Origin of the sequence: Chengkuizengella axinellae (assembly GCF_030730905.1) — a bacterium.
GTDB lineage: Bacteria > Bacillota > Bacilli > Paenibacillales > KCTC-33759 > Chengkuizengella > Chengkuizengella axinellae.
In genome coordinates, this window is record NZ_JAVAMP010000012.1 from 19422 (window position 1) to 38804 (window position 19383).

General features: G+C 34.6%; 18 protein-coding genes. All 18 read right to left on the reverse strand.

The features are described 5' to 3' along the window. Positions 1–79: 79 nt before the first annotated feature. Positions 80–1027: a replication-relaxation family protein gene (locus tag Q5Y73_RS18580; RefSeq protein ID WP_305993419.1), complete on the reverse strand. Its 948-nt coding sequence runs from the start codon at positions 1025–1027 to the stop codon at positions 80–82. Between the two features lie 332 nt (positions 1028–1359). Further along, positions 1360–1746, reverse strand: coding sequence for a hypothetical protein (locus Q5Y73_RS18585; protein ID WP_305993420.1), 387 nt, complete (start codon positions 1744–1746; stop codon positions 1360–1362). A 65-nt stretch (positions 1747–1811) separates the two neighbouring features. Further along, positions 1812–2339, reverse strand: coding sequence for a hypothetical protein (locus tag Q5Y73_RS18590; RefSeq protein WP_305993421.1), 528 nt, complete (start codon positions 2337–2339; stop codon positions 1812–1814). Between the two features lie 19 nt (positions 2340–2358). Continuing rightward, positions 2359–3564 carry a ParM/StbA family protein gene (locus Q5Y73_RS18595; RefSeq protein ID WP_305993422.1) on the reverse strand — a complete coding sequence of 402 codons (1206 nt, stop codon included), beginning with the start codon at positions 3562–3564 and terminating at the stop codon, positions 2359–2361. Positions 3565–3736: 172 nt separating this feature from the next. Then, positions 3737–6217: a glycine-rich protein gene (locus tag Q5Y73_RS18600; protein WP_305993423.1), complete on the reverse strand. Its 2481-nt coding sequence runs from the start codon at positions 6215–6217 to the stop codon at positions 3737–3739. Positions 6218–6236: 19 nt separating this feature from the next. Further along, the gene (locus tag Q5Y73_RS18605; RefSeq protein WP_305993424.1) at positions 6237–6794 is read right to left on the reverse strand and encodes a TadE/TadG family type IV pilus assembly protein; all 558 of its coding nucleotides are present in this window, start codon (positions 6792–6794) and stop codon (positions 6237–6239) included. Further along, the gene (locus Q5Y73_RS18610) at positions 6775–7176 is read right to left on the reverse strand and encodes a prepilin peptidase (protein WP_305993425.1); all 402 of its coding nucleotides are present in this window, start codon (positions 7174–7176) and stop codon (positions 6775–6777) included. The genes Q5Y73_RS18605 and Q5Y73_RS18610 overlap by 20 nt, the downstream gene beginning before the upstream one ends. A 14-nt stretch (positions 7177–7190) precedes the next feature. After that, entirely contained in the window at positions 7191–7613 is a 423-nt protein-coding gene (locus Q5Y73_RS18615; protein WP_305993426.1) for a TadE/TadG family type IV pilus assembly protein, read from the reverse strand. Positions 7614–7625: 12 nt separating this feature from the next. Then, positions 7626–8213 (reverse strand): pilus assembly protein TadG-related protein, encoded by a 588-nt coding sequence (locus tag Q5Y73_RS18620; protein WP_305993427.1) that lies wholly within the window; start codon positions 8211–8213, stop codon positions 7626–7628. Positions 8214–8337: 124 nt separating this feature from the next. Continuing rightward, on the reverse strand, positions 8338–9663 hold the full coding sequence (locus Q5Y73_RS18625) for a hypothetical protein (protein WP_305993428.1): 1326 nt from the start codon (positions 9661–9663) through the stop codon (positions 8338–8340). 11 nt (positions 9664–9674) lie between these two features. Beyond that, on the reverse strand, positions 9675–12284 hold the full coding sequence (locus tag Q5Y73_RS18630; protein ID WP_305993429.1) for a hypothetical protein: 2610 nt from the start codon (positions 12282–12284) through the stop codon (positions 9675–9677). A 77-nt stretch (positions 12285–12361) separates the two neighbouring features. Beyond that, positions 12362–13897, reverse strand: a complete 1536-nt coding sequence (locus tag Q5Y73_RS18635; RefSeq protein WP_305993430.1) for an S-layer homology domain-containing protein — start codon at positions 13895–13897, stop codon at positions 12362–12364. A 908-nt stretch (positions 13898–14805) separates the two neighbouring features. After that, positions 14806–15633 carry a hypothetical protein gene (locus tag Q5Y73_RS18640; RefSeq protein WP_305993431.1) on the reverse strand — a complete coding sequence of 276 codons (828 nt, stop codon included), beginning with the start codon at positions 15631–15633 and terminating at the stop codon, positions 14806–14808. A gap of 14 nt (positions 15634–15647) precedes the next feature. After that, positions 15648–16007 (reverse strand): hypothetical protein, encoded by a 360-nt coding sequence (locus tag Q5Y73_RS18645; RefSeq protein ID WP_305993432.1) that lies wholly within the window; start codon positions 16005–16007, stop codon positions 15648–15650. Between the two features lie 144 nt (positions 16008–16151). Continuing rightward, a complete protein-coding gene (locus Q5Y73_RS18650) occupies positions 16152–17417 on the reverse strand; it encodes a TadA family conjugal transfer-associated ATPase (RefSeq protein WP_305993433.1) in 1266 nt (421 codons plus the stop codon). Positions 17418–17498: 81 nt separating this feature from the next. Then, entirely contained in the window at positions 17499–17714 is a 216-nt protein-coding gene (locus Q5Y73_RS18655; protein WP_305993434.1) for a Flp family type IVb pilin, read from the reverse strand. Between the two features lie 68 nt (positions 17715–17782). Next, positions 17783–18637: a type II secretion system F family protein gene (locus Q5Y73_RS18660; RefSeq protein ID WP_305993435.1), complete on the reverse strand. Its 855-nt coding sequence runs from the start codon at positions 18635–18637 to the stop codon at positions 17783–17785. A gap of 38 nt (positions 18638–18675) precedes the next feature. Continuing rightward, positions 18676–19353: a type II secretion system F family protein gene (locus tag Q5Y73_RS18665; protein WP_305993436.1), complete on the reverse strand. Its 678-nt coding sequence runs from the start codon at positions 19351–19353 to the stop codon at positions 18676–18678. Between the last annotated feature and the right edge of the window lie 30 nt (positions 19354–19383).

Below are 19383 nucleotides of genomic sequence, written 5' to 3' on the forward strand. Positions count from 1 at the left end.
TAAATATTGCGAAGATCATGATGATAATGATCAAAGTTAACTTAGGTGTTAATCTCATAACAATCAATCCTTTTAGGTTTTATTGGATCGTTAAAGGTATTTTATCTTTTTGAAATTGGACCGAATGTATATCTACATTCGGTCCAACAAGCTTTTTAATTGTTTTTTCCAGTAAACTATTTGTAAAAATAGAGAATGGTTTATCCTGTGCTTGTGCTGTCTTTAATATTTGTATATCTCCTTGGTACATATCAATGTAATTTCTGTCTTTGATTTTATAAAAAAGACCTTCTTTTCTTGAAGCATATTGTTCAATGGGTGAATCAGGATTTTTAAGAAGATATATGCCCCACCGATAAGGGAGTAACCAACACTCAGAAGCAAATCCGGAATAATTGTGATAAAAATAACTATAAAGTTCTTCAGTTCGTACAAAAATGATTACCTTTTTGAGTTGGTATTTTTCAATTTCCTTATCGATTAAAGAGATTCTTTTTTCATGTGCAGCTAGCATTTGTTCAACTTTTAATGGATTTTTTCGATTAAATATTTCCCCAACTAAGTACACATATCTTGTATCGTTGTCTCTTTTTAGAGCACCTCCAATCTTAGTATTGTTTTCCATTGGAAGTTCTCTTTTGATAACTCGTCCATCAATCCATTCCCAGTTGGTTAATTGAACTTTCAGTTCATTTAACGTGAGAACGTGACGTTGCATTTTAGTATTGTGAGAACGCGCAGCATTAAATGGTTGATCTTTTTGATTCAATAAACCGTGTTTGATTAAAAATTCAATTCCTTTGTGAGAAATATAGTAGCATGTCCCAGTTTTTCTACCACTTTTAGGATCTGTCATCCTGTCTTTGATTAATAAGCCATCTTGATAAAGATTTCTTAATTTCCGATAATGATAATCTGAAGTATTAGGAAAATGAATCTGTTTTAACTGTTGCACACTTAAAACTCTGTACGTGTAGATGTCTATTAGAATTCTAAAGTCTTGTTCATTTGGCCTTGCTAAACCCACTAAGAGCACCTCCTATTCATTTATTGTTGTCATCTTATAAGATGACAACAATCTACTTGATACCTAAAAAAAGGAACCTACAAACAAGGCAGTCTGTTTTACCAACATCCTACCTTGAACCAATTTGGTTAATATACAATTAGAGGATCTCATATTACAAATTGCATTAATGAAAAGGGATTGAAGGGTATATACTTATGTAATTACACTTATTCTCTATTATCCAATCTGGCATAAAACTTTCGTTTCTGTTTGGATATTTAAATCTATTGATATACTCTTTCTGATTGGATATAAATGACTTTTCATAATATAAAAAAAGAATGGTAAATTCACCATTCTTCTTCATCAGTGTTTCTATATTTTAGTTTTTTATATGATTTTATTTCTCTTGGAACTACTTTAATTACTGTTCTAGGATTATAGGGATCATATTCCCCTTCTAACCTAATGGACACTCTTCTCCATGTATCATCAGGTATAATTTTGAGTTGTCTAAATGCATCTATAATGTATTTAAACTCTATATTATCAAGATCCTGTGAGGAAAGAGTATCAAAAAAATATGTGATTTCAACATTAATTGCTTCATATGATTGATGATGATCTTTCAACTGTTCACGTATGGAATTAAACCATTTCATTTTATATCTATGTTTTAATTCCCCATCTTTTCTATCAACTGGTGGTGGAAAATAAGGTGTTGTAAATTGTATCATACAACCCCTCCATAACTATTGGATTACTTTATTATTGTGTTATTTTATAGCATAATCTATTATATTTACCAGTCTTCTGCATCAGCAGCTGACATTCCTAAATCAGCTTCTTCATTTGAATACTCTTTTTTAGATTTAGCAGTAGTTTTTAATTCCTTTTTCACTATTTCTTTTTCAGTAGATGGAGTAACATGAATATTATTTGTTTGTATCTCCACACTTTCCTTAATTGGTGTTATCGGTTTATTGATTTTAGTTTGTCCGATCGTACCTGTAATGACTTCTTCCTGACTTAAGCTACTTACAGAAATTTGTTTGTTAGTGATACCGTAAATTTGTTCAATTAGTCTTAAAGCTTCTGGATGTTCGTTTTCTTTTAAAGCAATAAGTCGATCCAAATCACGATCTAATGGTATGATTTGATTTAGATTATTAATTCCATTTTGAAGAATTTCCTTTTCTATTAAATACTTAACACTCTCAAAAGCTTTAGATTGAGTGTTCCACCAATCTAAGATTAATTGTGACTCATTATTAGTAAATCTACCCGAGATACTACTTCCTTGTGTTTTCTCTTTAGTTTTTCTATTCATTCTGCACACTCCTTAGTGACTAGACCGTGGTTTTTGCTTTCTCTTTTAATGCTTTGAATATGTTTCCATTAACGAAAATGTCTAGCCCCTCAGCATTGAGTGTGATTGCATACTCTGAAGGAACGTAAAATAGTTTGATTTGATAATCTTCACAAAGTTCTTTTAATTTAGGGTGCAAATACTCTTTCATGAGAATACTACCCCCACCATAAACACAGATGAAGTCTACTTCATATCTTAACTTTATTAGCTGTGATTTTATGTTGTCTAAAATTCTTTCAGCTTGTTTATCTACATGTATTTGTAATTTTTTCTTAGCCAAGATATGAAACTTGTGTTTAGGGTTTTTAAGTACCTCTGCAAAGTATTGTCTTGGGCTGTCAGGGATATTGATAGCATCGTTAAATGAATCTAGCGCCTTTTCAATCGCTCTACCAATTCCATGATTACTCCCATGTTTAAAATCACGATCAGGTCTATTTCCGCGCGTTACAGGATACTCAGTTGTCCCATCTCCAATGTCTGTTCCTAATATAGTCTTATCCTTGAAATATTGACCATCTATACTTTCTAACTTATATTCTTCAGCAAATTCTTTAAATATTTCACCTGTTCTCCATTTACCAGTTTCAAAATCAGCTTGTAGAGCAAATGGGACTGTAAAACCTTCTGGGACACATTTCACAAATTCAAACTTTATTGTTGTGTTGACTCTTCTTTGCCCCATGTGCACGGTAACTAAGTGCTTGTCCTTTGTAAACTTGTTTTCAAATTTAGCAGCTGTTTCCTCATTATGTTGTTTAATCGGTAGAGCTGTACTCATATCTACCGTAATTTCAATATCCACTGGCACTAAACCATTTTCCTCAAATGCTTGTTCAATTCCGCAAGCAGCAATTCTTGCTAATGTATTGACAATAGGTAGATCAATTTCATATTTTCTATCGTGATCTACATTAATGTTATCAATTTCGTCACCAGCACTTTTTAAAGCATAGTTGCCGATTTTATACATTCCAGGATCAGCACTTGGTGAATTAACCGTAACAATCAGTTCATTATGTATGTTTTTTACAAAGCTTGATTCATCTACATCAGAATTGTAAGTTAGTTCGGCATGTTTCACCAACACATTTGGTTGCTGTATCATTTTTTTATTGATGATTATATCGTGTTCACTATTTCCATTATCATTCGCTACAAAAAATTTATATGTTGTATTCATTTAGAATTTCACTCCTTAGTAAATTTTGCTAAGGAAAGTTTATCATATTTTTGTGTGTAATTCTATTATTTTATATTATAAAATAGTACTTTCCATTGTAATATATTATTTTAGATTCAATTACATTTTTTTATCAGACTTTGTATGACATTACAATATAGTTAAATACATGTTAAAACTCTGACTCTTCGATTTTCATTTCAGCCGTTGAACTAACTGCAACTACTGGTTCCCATGATCCCCCATTAAATAAGTTTGGGATTGGGAATATGAGTGGTACTCTATACTCTACAGTTACTTTTACTGGGTTGCCAGATGAATCAATTGTGATATCATAGTCGGAATCAAATCTTCTTCCTGTCCAATAGAGTAAATTCTCATCCACTAAGGAAAAGTCAAATATTCTCCATTCAGTATTTGAATCGAATACTTTTATATTATAAAATTCTTGTTGTGTATTGCTTTCTATTCCATTATTTATAACACGATAAATGACTGTATAAGTGTCATTAGTTGAAGGAGATGTAATACGTGCAGTAAATCTCATCGTACTCCCTGTACCTAGGTTCGCTGTCATATCTAAAGTTTGTTCATGTTTCACGGTTCCTGCATTATTAAGCCATTGAATTTCAAATGTTGTCTCATTTTTATCAAAGGTTTTATTATCTTCATTTTTGAAAGCAAACTCTACTTCTCTTCTTTCAGATACTTCCCATTCACTAGGAAATTCATTTTCATCACTAAAATCAACCTGAATACCTGGTTTTATGATCATAATATTTGAAAAACGTTGCATTTTATCGGCATATTCATTTTCTTGATCTATAAGGCGGTAATACACCGTATACACACCATGTGGCATTGTATTGGTCGATATATTAAAATTCTTTTCATAGCTTTCATTTGGGGTTCCATCAAAATTACTTGAATAAAAATTTAGTGATTGACCCGTATCGTTGTTAACAAAACGAACCTGGATTCTTACACTATCCCAAGTTCTACTATCTTCTGGATGAGATAGATGAATTTGAAGTCCAATTGGTTCTCCTACAGTTGTTGGGGTAGGGAAAACATTTTCTTCTAATGGTATATCTGGTGCATTCTTTTCAATGATGACTTTTCCATCCCCACTTTGATAACCATCGATGCCTTCTTTATCAGATCCAACATTGTAAGAAAATCCGCCTTGAGCAGCATCTTTATTGTTACCTGCTGCATCCCCACCGTGATAGCCACCGCCACCAGCTGCATTTTGACAACTACCACTATCATGGTCACCACCACCGCCGCCACCGAAGCCACCACGGCCACCATCTTGAGCATCATCTCCACCACTTCCACCGTTTAAGAAGCTGTGTCCTCCATCTGCAGTAGCGTCCTCACCATCACCAGCAAAGCCACCGCCACCACCGGAATCTCCAGAAGTAGCTTTCCCACCACTAGTACTGGTACTATGCGTTGCACTACCGTTACTGTATGGATCTTCCTCACAAGAACCACCACCCCCACCAGCTACAATGAGAGGTTCTACATAACCATACGTTTGTTGATGATATCGAGTGCTGGTGGTTTTTTTAGTGACAAAAGTACCACCTCCCCCACTTGGGGCATCATCTCCTTTTTCACCATCTCTACCTACCATAATGACTAATTCTTCACCTTCGGTTAAGTAAAATGTTCCAGCGACGTAAGCACCACCGCCACCTCTATAACCGCCCTCAGCTCCGTAAGCTTTTATTCTATAATTTCCTGTAGACGGTACTGTCCATGTAGAGAAGAAACCTCCATTAAATGACTGATATACATCCTCATTATTTGCAACTTCAATACTATTGTCCCAAAGCACCTTTAAATCAATTTCAGAGATCTGTGTAATTACGACTTGGCCATGTCCGTAATTAATACCTGAATTGCTTGATTGATTTTCACCAGCATTATAAGAGTATCCTCCTGTTGCATATGAACCATTTCCACCACCATTTCCACCTTTGTATCCACCACCGCCACCAGGACCAGAACAACTCTCATCATCGTCATCACCACCACCGCCACCGCCAAAACCACCGGAAGCACCACCATCATCACCTATTCCACCTTTTCCACCATTTAAAAAACTAAATCCTCCTTCTGTGGAATCTCCATCATCACCATTTCCATTAAAACCACCCCCGCCAGGTGCACCATCACTACCTTTATTTCCTCCACTAGTTGAAGTGGTGTACGATCCCTTTCCATCACTTGAATCAGTGCTATAACATGAACCGCCACCACCACCTGCTACAATTAATGGAGTATTGGAATTTGTAACTACAAAAGTCCCACCGCCACCACTAGGGGCACTGCTGGAATAACTCCCTTCTTGTCCTACGAGAATTTTCAACGTATCACCTTCGGTGAGTTCAAATGTACCAGATACATATGCTCCTTGTCCCCCGTAACGTCCACCTTCAGCTCCCCACGTTTCAATTTGATATTCAGCCGTTTGCGGTACTGTCCAGGATTGAATGCTTCCTGTTCGACCTGTGGATGTATTACTAAATGTATAAGTTGTTTGACCTTCAGCATTCGTTCCTACAGTTTCGGCTATGCTTATGGTAAGTGGAAAGATTGTGAAAATGAATATTAAGAAATAGACTCCGATTTTTTTAAACATGTTTTTCTCCTTTCCTTGTCTATTGATTATCTAAAATTACACCACTGACCATTTCAACCTCTCCTGTATTTGAACCATCAGCATCTGATTCTTGTATTGTTCCTTCTGTAGTAGCATCGTGATCTAGTTCTGTATCAATGGTGACTTCTTTCACTTGCAGCGCTACATTCTTATTTATGTAATCATCTAACTGTTCTTCTAATGTGCTATCTAACACATAGAGCTCAAGTATTCCTAATGAGTTTAAACGATAGTAGTCTCCTTCTTTAAATAAAATCCCTTGTACAAAACCATCGGGTAAATTAGAATCTTGACCGACGGAACTTACACTATCTACGGGTAAGTGTGCTTCCACAATTTCTGCAGCAACTTGTTTGGTTTTACCACTACTTTGAGAGACGGCATATTCTCTTACAGCTGCCCATGCTGCTTCACCAACTGTCTGTTTTGCATTAACTACACCAAAAAGAATGATCCCGCCGTAAACTAATCCGAGAATAAGAGGTAAGGCTAGAGCATACTGAATGAAATCTCCTCGTTTATTTGATAATCGCTTTTTAAAGAATGTATACAACACTCATTTGCACCCCCAGTGAAGATATAAATAAAAATGGAGCAAAAGCCATCGACTTTTTATTCATAAATAAAGTACTTAAAAGCGCTAAGAAACAAGCTATCCATAAAATCCACATTACACTTAAACCAAATGCGATACCTAAACCAATCATGATTTTCACATCTCCACCACCGACCCAGTTTTGATTCAATAAAGCTATTAGAAGAAGAATGCCACCACCTGCTAGAGCTCCCCAGAGTGAATTCATTGGCTGACCTAATAAAAAGAATCCTGTTATTCCTAAAACAATGGGTACTGTATCCGGAATGATTTTATATTTTGCATCATATATGGCTACAAATAGAAACACCGACCAAAATATAATGTTTAGCATAATCATCATATTGCCTCTCTCCTTTAGAAGTCTTGTGAACCATCTTTAATTTCGATAGGATAAACGATGCTTCTTTCCATTTCGTTTTCTATATCTGACCCCATCATGGACCACACAAAAGAAAATGCATCTGCTGTTAATTCTGTAGTTACCGTTACGGTTGCGTAGTCATTCACGCCATCAAATGAAACATCTATATCTACACCTCTCACATCTGCTAGTGAACTAGCTAAACTATTAAAAGATCCATTCGCAATTTGTATAGCCTGTGTTTCGTCTTGAAACCTTGCGTAATCTCTAGCTGCTTCACGACTTGCAGCAGATGTTCCTTGTAAGACAATCATTCGTATGCCCATATCAAAAACAAAGGCAATAATTAAGACTAGTAGTGGTAGGACAAGTGCAGCATCCATTAATGATCCTTTTTTACATTTAAATATTTTCATCGTTTATCCCTCCTATTCAATCTGTATTTTAGTTCTAGACACCGCATCGGCTTCCATGATAATTTCCCCAAAATCATCTACTGGTGCTTCTTCACCAGCTATATATGCCAACACTCGAACAGCAGGAGCGATTAAAGCTGTTTTAACGTGAATTTCTGCTTTGAAATAGTATTGATCTACATCACTAAAGTCTCTTCGATCATCAGATACCCCATTTCCTGTTATAGCATCTGTCATTCCACTAGCTAGAATCTCTCCATATAAATCACTGGAGTAAACGGTGATTCTAGTGCTTCCATCATCATCCCAACCAAGTGCATCCATATTCTTTTTAAACGCCTTATAAGCGTAGTTAAAAGCTTCTTGTTGGCTATTAATTATGGTGTAATTCTCTACCGTAGGAGTGATATTAATTAGATTTCCATTACTGTCATACTCATTTTCATAAATGATTTCTGTATCAATTTCTGCTCTTAATACTCCAGCCATCGATGCAGCATCTACAGCTGCTTGCAATTCATTATGTATCACTCTTAGTTGATTAAATTCCAAGACTAGCGCAGCTAAACCAATTAAAACAGGCACCATATAAGCTGCCATGAGTATGAAGCCTCTTTTATTTCCTAATATCTTTTTCAATTTACATCAACCCTTTTTACATAAAGTTGTTTTCATCTATAGAACATAAAAAAAGGGATGCTCATTTGGCATCCCTTCATATTTCTTAATTGTCATCTGGATCTGGTGGAGGTGGATTACATGAATAACTTTCTTCTGCAGTTTTCTTCCACCCCGTAACAGATATACTTTCACTATCACTATCTGTGTGTGTATGCCATTTTGTATCTCCATCAATCGTTACATCATTTTCTGTTGTATCACTTGTAGAAGGTCCTGATGTTGAACCATTTGGTGCTAGATTGTAACTTGCACTACTTGGACCGACATTTACGGTAACTGATATTGGGATATTACTATTGTTAGAAACACTAGATGAAACCGTATAGCTTGCACCAAACCATGTGTATGTAACATCATGTTTATCTGGTCCATATCTACAGCCTGTGGATTCTGATTTCACATCTGTTTGCATCGCAACATCTGATTTACTACTAGATAACGAAATTCCTGCCGATGCAATATTAAACGTAAATGAATCTTGGCTTTCTTTAATAGAAGGTGCAGATCTTGAATAATCAAAGGTACCTATAAACGTTTGCGTATTCGTGCGATCCTTTGTTGGAATAGCAATCTCTGACCCTCTTATCGTTTGCCCAGGAGAAATCGTTCCTGTTTCTAGTGTTTTTCTTCCTCTCGCATCATCAATTTCTAACTTATATTCAAAATCGATTGTATTTGGATTCCGGAATGTCCAGTCCGTTCCAAATGATCCTTCAGAGCTTGCGTTATTTGTATTGAGTGTCACTTCAGGATATAAAAATTCAATATACAGTGGCACATCAGGATACCATGAGCCGAGTTCACGAATTTGTTCATAATCTGGATGCACATCAGGATGTAGATTCTCAGTCACTCGTACAATAATTTCATAGTTTGTAAAACCTTCATGCCTTTTGACACTATCGAATGTTAATTCCTTTGTACCAGGACTTAACACTAAATCATTCACTTCTTGTTCCAGATACTCATTTCTTACTTCAGAATCTGGACTTAAACTTTTAATATATACATTCACTTTAATGTTAAAGTAGTTCGGGTTGTTTAGTGTCATTATAATTTCATGATTTCCAACAGCTGCTTGTCTTAGTGTTGCTGTTGGTGTATATATCGTATCTCTTACTGTAATGTATTCTGTTTTTTCGATGATTTGGGTTTGGGTTTCGAATCTTGATGTATCTACCCAAACTTGTCCAGTCGGTGGGGATGGATAAAAAACACGTTGTCCATCTACTTCTTCCCACAATCCATTGACCACCCATGTGTTTCCATGTTCATCTATTAATTCCTCTGTTACGTAAGTGCCTGCATAGCCAATGGTTGTTGTGACTAGACAAAATAGAACGATGAAAAGAATGGTTGTTTTTTTCATATGCTCCACCCCTATTCTACAATCCATTGTGTTCTTTTATAGTTGACCGTTCCACTTCCAAGATTGGCCCAATAGCCATCATCCACCCATACTTCGACTTCTCTTTCTGTTTCTGTTGTAATTTCTGCAAAACGTAGGAAGTCCATTTCATCTCTTAGATCTTGCTTTGGAATAATATCTGGATCAGAGTTAGGATCAGCCACATCTAATTGAATAGCCACAGTATGATTGTCTCGATCTGGAATTTCTTCACTTTCATTACTTGGTACAATTTGATTCGGTGTAAATGAGATTAGTGTAGCTTTCTCTTCCCCAGGAATGTATTGGAGTAATGTATTTGAAAAAGCCGGTTCCCAGTTCACATTTCCATTTGCTCCTGTTTGGATCATAGCACTATTCTTTTCTATTTCTTCTGCAACGGTGACATATAAGTAAATTGGATCTTTGTTCGGATTTTGTGTTTCCGTTGGCATTCTCCACTGGAAGGTCGTTTCAAAGGTTTCCCCTGGATCTAAAAAGCCTGGATTCACACCTGTCGTTTGAAAGTGTTGTACATTAGAAAGTGATGGATCAATTTGTGCATTCGCAGGGAAGTTTGGAACGAGTTTATCTAGACCGTCATTTCCCTTAAATGTATATTGCGTTCCAAAAAACATCCCAATGTTTTGTTCATCTGTCGTGTTATAGATTTTTGGTGTATTGCCTGCCCCTGGTTGAGAACTCACCACATAGTTTCTAAGTACAACATTGGTTACAGGGTAATCTGCATTGTTTGTAATAGTCAGTGTGGCCGTATACTGCTTTCCAGGGACACCATAACTGGATTGATTCGCTTCCTGACTAAACTGTGCTTGATTCTCATATTCATCTAATCCTTGTGCTGCACTTAGGTTGGCTACTTTTGGTGTAATCCCTGTATCCGTAATGACAATCTCTAAATCATCAAATTCTTTGACTTTGAACGGGAACGCAAGAATGTTTCGTGTCATGAGTTCTTGGGTATCTGAAAACCACGCATCCACAATATCTTGTGCTGTATAGTGATCCTCATACAATTCTTTTAATTTTTGATCATTTTCAGACTGTATTGTAGGATCGTCCTGGACTAAGTAATCTTTTACAAAAGAGATAATATCTTCTCTTCCTTGAGCTGTTGCAGGAAGTAACCGATCATGCATTAAAGATTGAACTCTTATATCGCCATAAGGTACATCATGATAGTCTGATAGTTCAATCGAATCATATCCTAATTTCAATTTAGCCATTATTAGATCAAGTGCTTGATTCGCTATATTTTCTGCTGTTGTTTCCACATCAAGATTCTGATTATATTTCTCTTTAATATCGTTTATAATTTTTTGGAAACCACTATTTGGTGTTTCTCCTTTTAGGATTTTGATGAATTCTGCCTCTAGCTTTTGAGTGACTTCACTCCATTGTACTGCACCCACATTGGTTTTATTGTCTGGATTCCCAATATCATCGTAAAATCTGAAGACATTTAAAATTGGGACGACCATCACATAATCTCCGTGATTTCGAAGTATATTTGTACTTATCTTCGGAGCTTGTGAAGATTCTAAAGTGGACCATAATTTGCTTACATCAGCTTTGGCTTCAGGATATAAACTTATTTGATTTGTTTCAGGATCATAGTCTAGATAAATAGACATCAAATAAGTTGGTACATACATCGGACCATGTGCGCCTGGATTTTTCCGTTCTTTGACCCATTTATCATCATTATAGTTATCTGTTGTTGATGCTCCATTAAACGTACTTAACAACGTCATGTTTAAGGTATCGTCTACAACTAATACATCTAAATCTCCTGCTACATCAGAACTGCTTTTAGGTGTACCATCTAATGCTGTTTTGGTGGCAGAAAAAGCAAATTGTTTTAGTGACACTTCCGTAAAATGATTAAACCAATAGGTTTTATACTCTTTTACTGGGGCTAATTGATCATATTCTGCTGTAACAGTGATACGTAAATCCACTTTGAATATGCGCTCTGAATTATCCCCTGAACCATCCCTTAAATATTGATCTACCTCTATGGTTGCTTTCTGCCCTTGGAAAGCACCAATGACCATTCCATCAGCTATATAGGTAATGCCCTGAAAGTAGAATGTATCTGGTGCTGCAACTTGTCCGACGTATTGTTGTAAATCTTCGTATAAAACGTATTCTTCAAATTGAATTACTTTTTTCTCAATGTTAGAGACATTATCTACCCACCATTTCCATGATGTCAGCATGTTGCTCTGTAGTTCTGATGCCTGTTTGACATTTGGTGTAATGAAACTGCCAGTTGCATCCCAAGAAGCATTAATTTGTTCGTCATTCGTTTGAATTTGTTCGTAATTTAACATGATTTTAGATCCTTCAGACGTAGTCACCGTTGTAGCTAAAATATCTGGGATCGTAATGGCATAAATAATTCTTCCTACTTTGTCCTTGAAATCAAGAGAAGGCTTTTGTTCGTATAGAACACTATAATTTGCTGTTAGATTGATATCAAACGGCTCATTTGCAAAAATGAAGGGTTGAATAACCATTAGGACTAATAGTAAAGATAATCCCATCATCATGAAGGATTTCCATCGTTTCATCTTCATCTATATAACAACTCCTTTCAATAAATAGGAATAAAAAAAGCCGACTAAATTAATAGTCGACTTATTGATCTTTTCTTTTAGTAAAGATCTGTTACAATGTATTTTTCTTGTCCTTTAGTATATGGTTTAATTTCTAAAAATTCAGCTGGAATAATCGTACTTCCTTCTACAATATCTGCATTGGTCAGATTACTAATCCCCCCAATTTTGATTGCAAAGTCCCCACCATATAAGATTTTTACGACGTTATTGGAATTTGCACGTTTAATCTCTCTTGCTCTAATGCCCAATTCTATTTGTGTAGAAGGAAATCCTGATTCATCAAATTCATCTCCATTATGAGAGTTGAGCCGTACACTAATTGGTACACCTAAATCAATAATCTGATTTAATAACTGTGGAGTGGCAATTTCGGCATATACAGCGTCAAATTTAGCATCATTCACCCCTGCCCAACCTCGGTTTAATACCACGCTTCCTGATGGATCATCCACTGAGAGTTTAAAAGCATGTCTCATCCCAGCTGGTCTAACGACTACCCATTCAAGATGTTCATCTTTATCAAAGCTATAACTTAATAGAATTGCTTCTTCAATGCTTCCTCCATAAGTACTATACAAAGCTTTATCGAATTCCGAAAGATCATCCCAATCTGCTTTACCTTTTCTATTAGCAATACGATCTAGAGTTTCTTCTTCATATTCACTTACTGGAATTGAACCTTTATAATAGCTCCAAAGCAATTCATCAGCGTGGAATCTAGCTTTGTGTAAATCAATTTCTGAAGCAGTTCCATTTTCAATTTTTTGAGTTTGTTTATTTAAGAAACTAATATAGTTAGGACTAATTCGAGTTTCATTCACCCATTTATAAACGTTTGGCATATCTGGATCATATGCAGGATTTTCGTTTACATTATCATCTGGATTCGGATTCACATCCCCACTGCCGCCTGTTGAATTATCTATGTCTTCAATATCATTGTCTATAAATCTAAGTAACATGACGACTGCTTCAGCTCTTGTAGCTTGATTAAAAGGTTTAAATGTTTTATCTGGATAACCTCCGATAATGCCTAAATCTGTAGCGAATGCTACATAAGGTGCATCGTCATTACTAATCTCTTTTGCATCTTTAAAGATTAAACCCCCTTGATCATATGAACCATATGTATCAAACTTATCTTCATATTCATCTTCTAAAATAAAAGCTCTAGTAATCATTTTTGACATTTCTAATCTTGTTATAGGTGTATTTGGTTGAAAGTAGCTTCCATATTCAGATTTCTCTATGATTCCAACATCTTCTGCGCCACCGATAATCCCATCAGCCCACTTTGCATCGTTTGCATCTTTAAATGGATTCTCAACTTCATCAATTCCTACAATTCTAGTTAAGATGGCGGTAAACTCAGCTCTAGTAATCTGCCCCTCTGGTTTGAAAGAACCATCTGGATAACCCCCAATATGACCTTCTCCAGCCATTCTTTCTATAGAAGATTCAGCCCAGTGTCCTTTTGTATCTGTAAAACTTGTAGTATCCGCAATAACACTTGTTGATAAGACTGAAAATACTAATGTAAGAATCAATAAGTATAAACTGAGTTTTTTCATTATAAATCTCTCCTTTTAGTTGAGTTTTTATTTATCTAGTTTTAAATAACAACATTAATAATAGTTATTTATCCTTCATCACACATGCTAGGAGAAAAGCTCCCCAACATTTGTTGATGAGGAGCTTCCTCCTTTCTAATTCCATATCTATATATAAAAGCAAAAACCTTTCTTCTGAATGTGTTTCAGAAAGAAGTTTGCTTTGAATTTGAGAAATAAAAAATAGACCTACAAAATTGCACGCCTTAAAATTCATAAACTAATATGTAATAGATGTGTAGTCTATTCTAAAATTAGAATACGCTTTCTGTCATCAAATCTCTGTCAATTGCAGAATTTGAGTAATAAAATTTTAGTTCCTCGAATTTTATCAGCGAATTTCTTTGTTGAAACATGAGGAATTTCGCTTATCCCATATGTTATCCATAGTGAGCCAGACCCATCATATTCATTGATTTGGGTTAACTATCTTATAAAGATAGACTTTTTCTATCATTAGATCCTAAATTGATAAGGAAAAATGAGTATGATACTATTTTACAACATATTAGTTTGTTTTTCCAGAATAAATATCATGATCAAATGGCTCTTAAATTATAATAGGCTAATCCTTTTTGTTACAGGAGTATGTGTCTATCACCCCTCTTATAACTATTATACTTCTCTAGTTATATAAGCTCTTTTTATATTTGTGTGTGAATAATATGGTTAAAAGTTTCATATAATATTAAAGAGCCGCCAATCTTCAATACAACCAATAACACTTTGGTTAGAATAGATCGTAATTAGTTGCGATCTATTCTGTCTTTGAATCCAAAAGTAATGCCATGCATTTTGAAAATCATATATTATGAATGATCTCTTCGTTCCTGTCAATTCTTCTAAAAAAACTTGTATAAGATAATCTTTTAAGGCTTGTTACCTTGAAATTTAATTAATTCACTGACTTCCATAACTACTCCGAAATTATCAATTAGACCTGCATTGTTGTATATAATAGTTTCTCCACTTTCTACGAGTTGACCAATGCAAATATTTAGGTCGGTGAAAAGAAATTCAAAATCATGTGTGGATTCTGCTATTTTCCAACAGTATCCATTCCAAATACCTGTTAAGATTTGATTTTCATTTGCTTCAATTTTTCTGTCATATGTAGCAATTCCAAATTCAGTTAGTATTTTATTGTTTTCAAGATCTATTCCTACTTTCGTAAGTACATTTCCTGTGCTTTTACCAGCTATACCAATCTTTCCATCTACTTTCTGAATTTTTAATTGCCCTTCTCTTGTTTTCACTAATTCTATTTGATCCCATACATTTGATAATAAGTTATACTCTTCTTCAGTAATTCCAAATTTCGGATCATATGGTAATTTGTCTTGATCACTAAGCTCTAGTTTCTCCATTTCGCTCTGATACCAATCCATGTTATCTGCTAGATTAGTGAGCATAGTGTCAGCAAGTTTATCCATCTCTTCTTGTGATAAACTACTATCTTGTGGAGGAGCTACTTGTTCCTCTAAATAGTCTACGGTAAACTGACCTGACTTTAATAGTTCATGAACAAACTGAGCTGGTTCTTCATATTGTTTGATTGTTTCTGGTTCTTCCTCTTGAACCAGTTCTATATCTTCATTCTTTTCTTCTGTTGTTCCTGAATGGTTTTCTTCTTTTGATTCACTGCTACATCCAGCTAGAGCCATAATGACTACTAGTGATATCAATATTTTTTTCACTGAAAAGTCCCCCATTAATTAACTTTCACATGAATGATTTTAGCTACTCCGTTATAGCTTAATATATTTGCTTTTAAACCAGGTTTAATTAAGTCCAAACTAGCATAAGATACACCATTTTGAACTTTAGTATTATCTGTAATACGATAAGATTCTTCCTCTTCACCATTTGTAATAACGATTTTTTTATCATTTATTTCAACTATATTTCCAGAGTAAGTATGTTCAATCATTTCTTCTGGTGAAGATGTTTTACCAATTATTTGTTCAACATTTATTTCCTTTATTTGTTCATCTTTGTTGTATATTGTTATTAAAAATAAACCTCCTATTGTAATTAAAATACATAAAAAAATAAGGATATATTTTTTCATTCCTGTAACTCCTTTTATTCCCTATAGCTTAAATATTGACAATATAATATAAAAAGCTAATAAAAAAATAAGTGTAGATATCACAACAAATTCTAGGAAAAGACGTAAAATCTCGATCATATACTGCCCACCTCCTAACAGAGGTCAATTTTTAAACCAATTTAAATCATAATCATAGTTATAATGTGCTGCTCCTTTTATCGCGCGATGTGGAATATGTCCAGTTGCTTTCATTGTATCTCCCTCTTGTACGAATACATCAATTGCTTTTGGTTTTGGATCTTCTACAATTTCACTAATCGATTTACAATATCTTCTTCCTGTTTTCGGATCTTGTTCTAAATGAACAATAAAGTGTAATGCAGATGCAGCATAACCAATTTTCTCTTCTTGTGACAATAAAGAAGCTTCTTGACTCATGGACAACATCGAAGGAATTCTTTTGTGTAGCGCTTCTTGAGCTGAACTTGCATGAATGGTAGACATTGATCCTTCATGACCAACTAGCATAGCTTGAAGCATATAGAATATAGCTCCATCACGCACCTCAGAAACGATTACACGAGTTGGCTTCATCATTAGTCCTTGTTTTAATAAAAGTCCTAAAGGAATTGCCCCTGTGCCCTCTACAGAAGGTGGTCTAGCGACTAATCTTCTTAAATGTGGAACATCGATAGGACACTCCATAACTTCTTCAATCAACAATGGATGTTCATCATTTTTAAACATACTGCTTGCTATGGCGATCATTGTTGTTTTTCCAGTTCCCATTCCTCCAATAAATAAAATATTTCGTTTACTTTCAATTAAAGCTTTGAAAAATGCTCCTGATTGTGGAGAAAAATATCCATTATTGATTAAATCTTGTACCGTAGGTACACTTGCAAATTTTCTGATCGCTACACTAGGATGTAGTGAAACAGGGGGTATTGATACAGCTGTGCGCCAACCTTCAGGTAGCGTAAATGTGGCTAGTGGATTAGATATATCAATACGAGAACGAGATAACAAAGCTAACTTTTCTATAAACATCATTAATTGATTCTGATCTTTAAATTTCCCTTGAAAATTGTACTTTTCTCCACCTTTTTCATAGGTAATATCATCATGCTTGTGAATGATAATATCTGATACATCTGGATCTTTCGCTAGTGAGTCAATAACACCATACCCTCTAATATCTACTATAATTTCTTCTATGATTTCAGAAGCTTGTTGATAGTTACATCCTTTGTGCTGTAAAAAGTCTTGTAGTTTTCGTAAAATAATTTCTTCTTGTGAGAAGTCTACCTTTTTTTGACGAATTTGTTCAGATAAATAATCTCTAGTTTCAATCACGATAGATTGGTTTATAATTTGTCTATCGTTGGATCGCTGTACATTTTTAAAAATGGATGATGATGTAGGCATGTAATCTTCACACTCCTTATACCCCTAAATTCGAAGCTACCAAAATGGGAAATGGTAGCTTCATTTATTAGTCATTTTATTTTAAGTAGTACCTTCAACATCATCTGGATCTGTATCTAAGAATGTTTGTTTTAGCGTATCAAACTTATCAGTAATTGCTCCACCCATCGCTGTTAGAGCAGTAATTCCTGCAATAGCAATTAATGTCCAAAGCAATCCTTGCTGTACAAAATCTCCTCTCTTTCCTCCAAAAATGTGTTTTACCTTAACATAAGTTTTAATTGAAAATTCTTTCATGAATATAGCCCTCCTAAAATTTTGTTTTCATAAATAGAAAAAGTCGTTCTTTCAAGGGAAAGAACGACTTAGAAAACATCTCTAAATGTGAGTGTCAGTGGACCAAGTAAAAAAGAAATAACGGAACCAAATATCATCATCAAAGGAAGTAATAGTTTGGCTTCCGTTTTTCCTGCTATTTCTTCTATTTTTGCTTGTCTTAATTCTCGTAGGTGTTTGACGATTTCAACGACTGATTCAGAGAAACCACTAGAACCTGTATCTATTGCTTGTATAAGTTGATCCATAAAAGCAAACATTTCTTGTAAATCCACTTTTTTTGAACAATCCATAAATGCTTTATTAGCGGCAACACCTAATCTAACTTTGTTTATTGCATCTTGTATTTCATCAAAAAGGAAGTTATCACGGTCTTTTATGGCCATTTGTAGCGCTTCGATTGGAGGTAAACCTGCAGATACTCCAACTGCTGTTAATTCAGCAAGAGAAAGAACATATCTACCCATAATCGCTTTTCTTTTTTTCCATTTTGATTCTAGTTGTGACTGTACAATAAAAATTAAAATTAATCCCAATAACATGATTAAGGGTTGAAAAGTGATCATACCTAAAAGTAATGAACAGATTGCTAATAGCCACTGTGAACCAACAATATCACTTGCTTTTTCTTTAGGATACCAATTTTTAACTAGCAATTTTTCAATAGTGTCATGTTTTTTCTTAAAGAAACTATTTTTTGATAACACATTTATATAGAATAATGCACCTATCTCACCAAATTGAAGAACAATTTGTTTGATTAAGGTATTTTTTTTATTCTTTTTATTAGTAGTTGTTGAAAAACTCTTATCTAAAATTGCTTCAGGAATAAGGGCTGCCATGATAATGAATACGGAAACTCCTATCATGATTGAATAAATCATGTTGTACTCCTTTCTATTAATTTGAATGATTTGTTGTGTTACACATCTTCAAAATTCATAATTTTAAAAATAAAGTACCAGGCAACGACTGTTAATAAAATTCCAATCACTAAAAAAATCCTTGCATCAAATAGCAGGGATTGGTAAAGTTCAGGAGCCATAAATTTAAATGTAAATAGGATCATGATTGGAATCAGACTGATTGTTACAGCACTGATTCTTTGATAAGTAGTTTTTGCTTTGATCTTTTTATCAATCTGTTTCCTTTCTCTAATGCTATTAGATAAATTTTTCATAATGGATGGAACTTCTTTTCCTCCCACCGTTGTAGCCAAATAGGTAGCATGATACAACATTTCAATTTCTGGTGATTCATATTTTTTTGAAAATCCTTTTACTGCTTCAGCTAAAGTTCTTCCTCCGTACTGGACTTGATTGACAATAGTTTCAAACTCTTCTTTTAATGGAGAACTTACATAGTTAATGGTTGATTTGTATGCATCTAGTAATGTTAATCCTCCACGAACGGTGGAAGAAATCACCATACAAGCCCCCTCTAATTCCTCCAGCACTTTCTTTCTTAAAAAGTAAAACCTCCATTTCTTTACTAAAACAGGGATTTTTTTTGCTAGTAGAAGACCAAATGGAGCAGCCATCAATCCCATTTTAAAAGAAAGTACTAAGTTAAATATTAGAAATGTAATAAGTGCACCCATTAAATCAATACCCCAGGGTGGAATATCTTC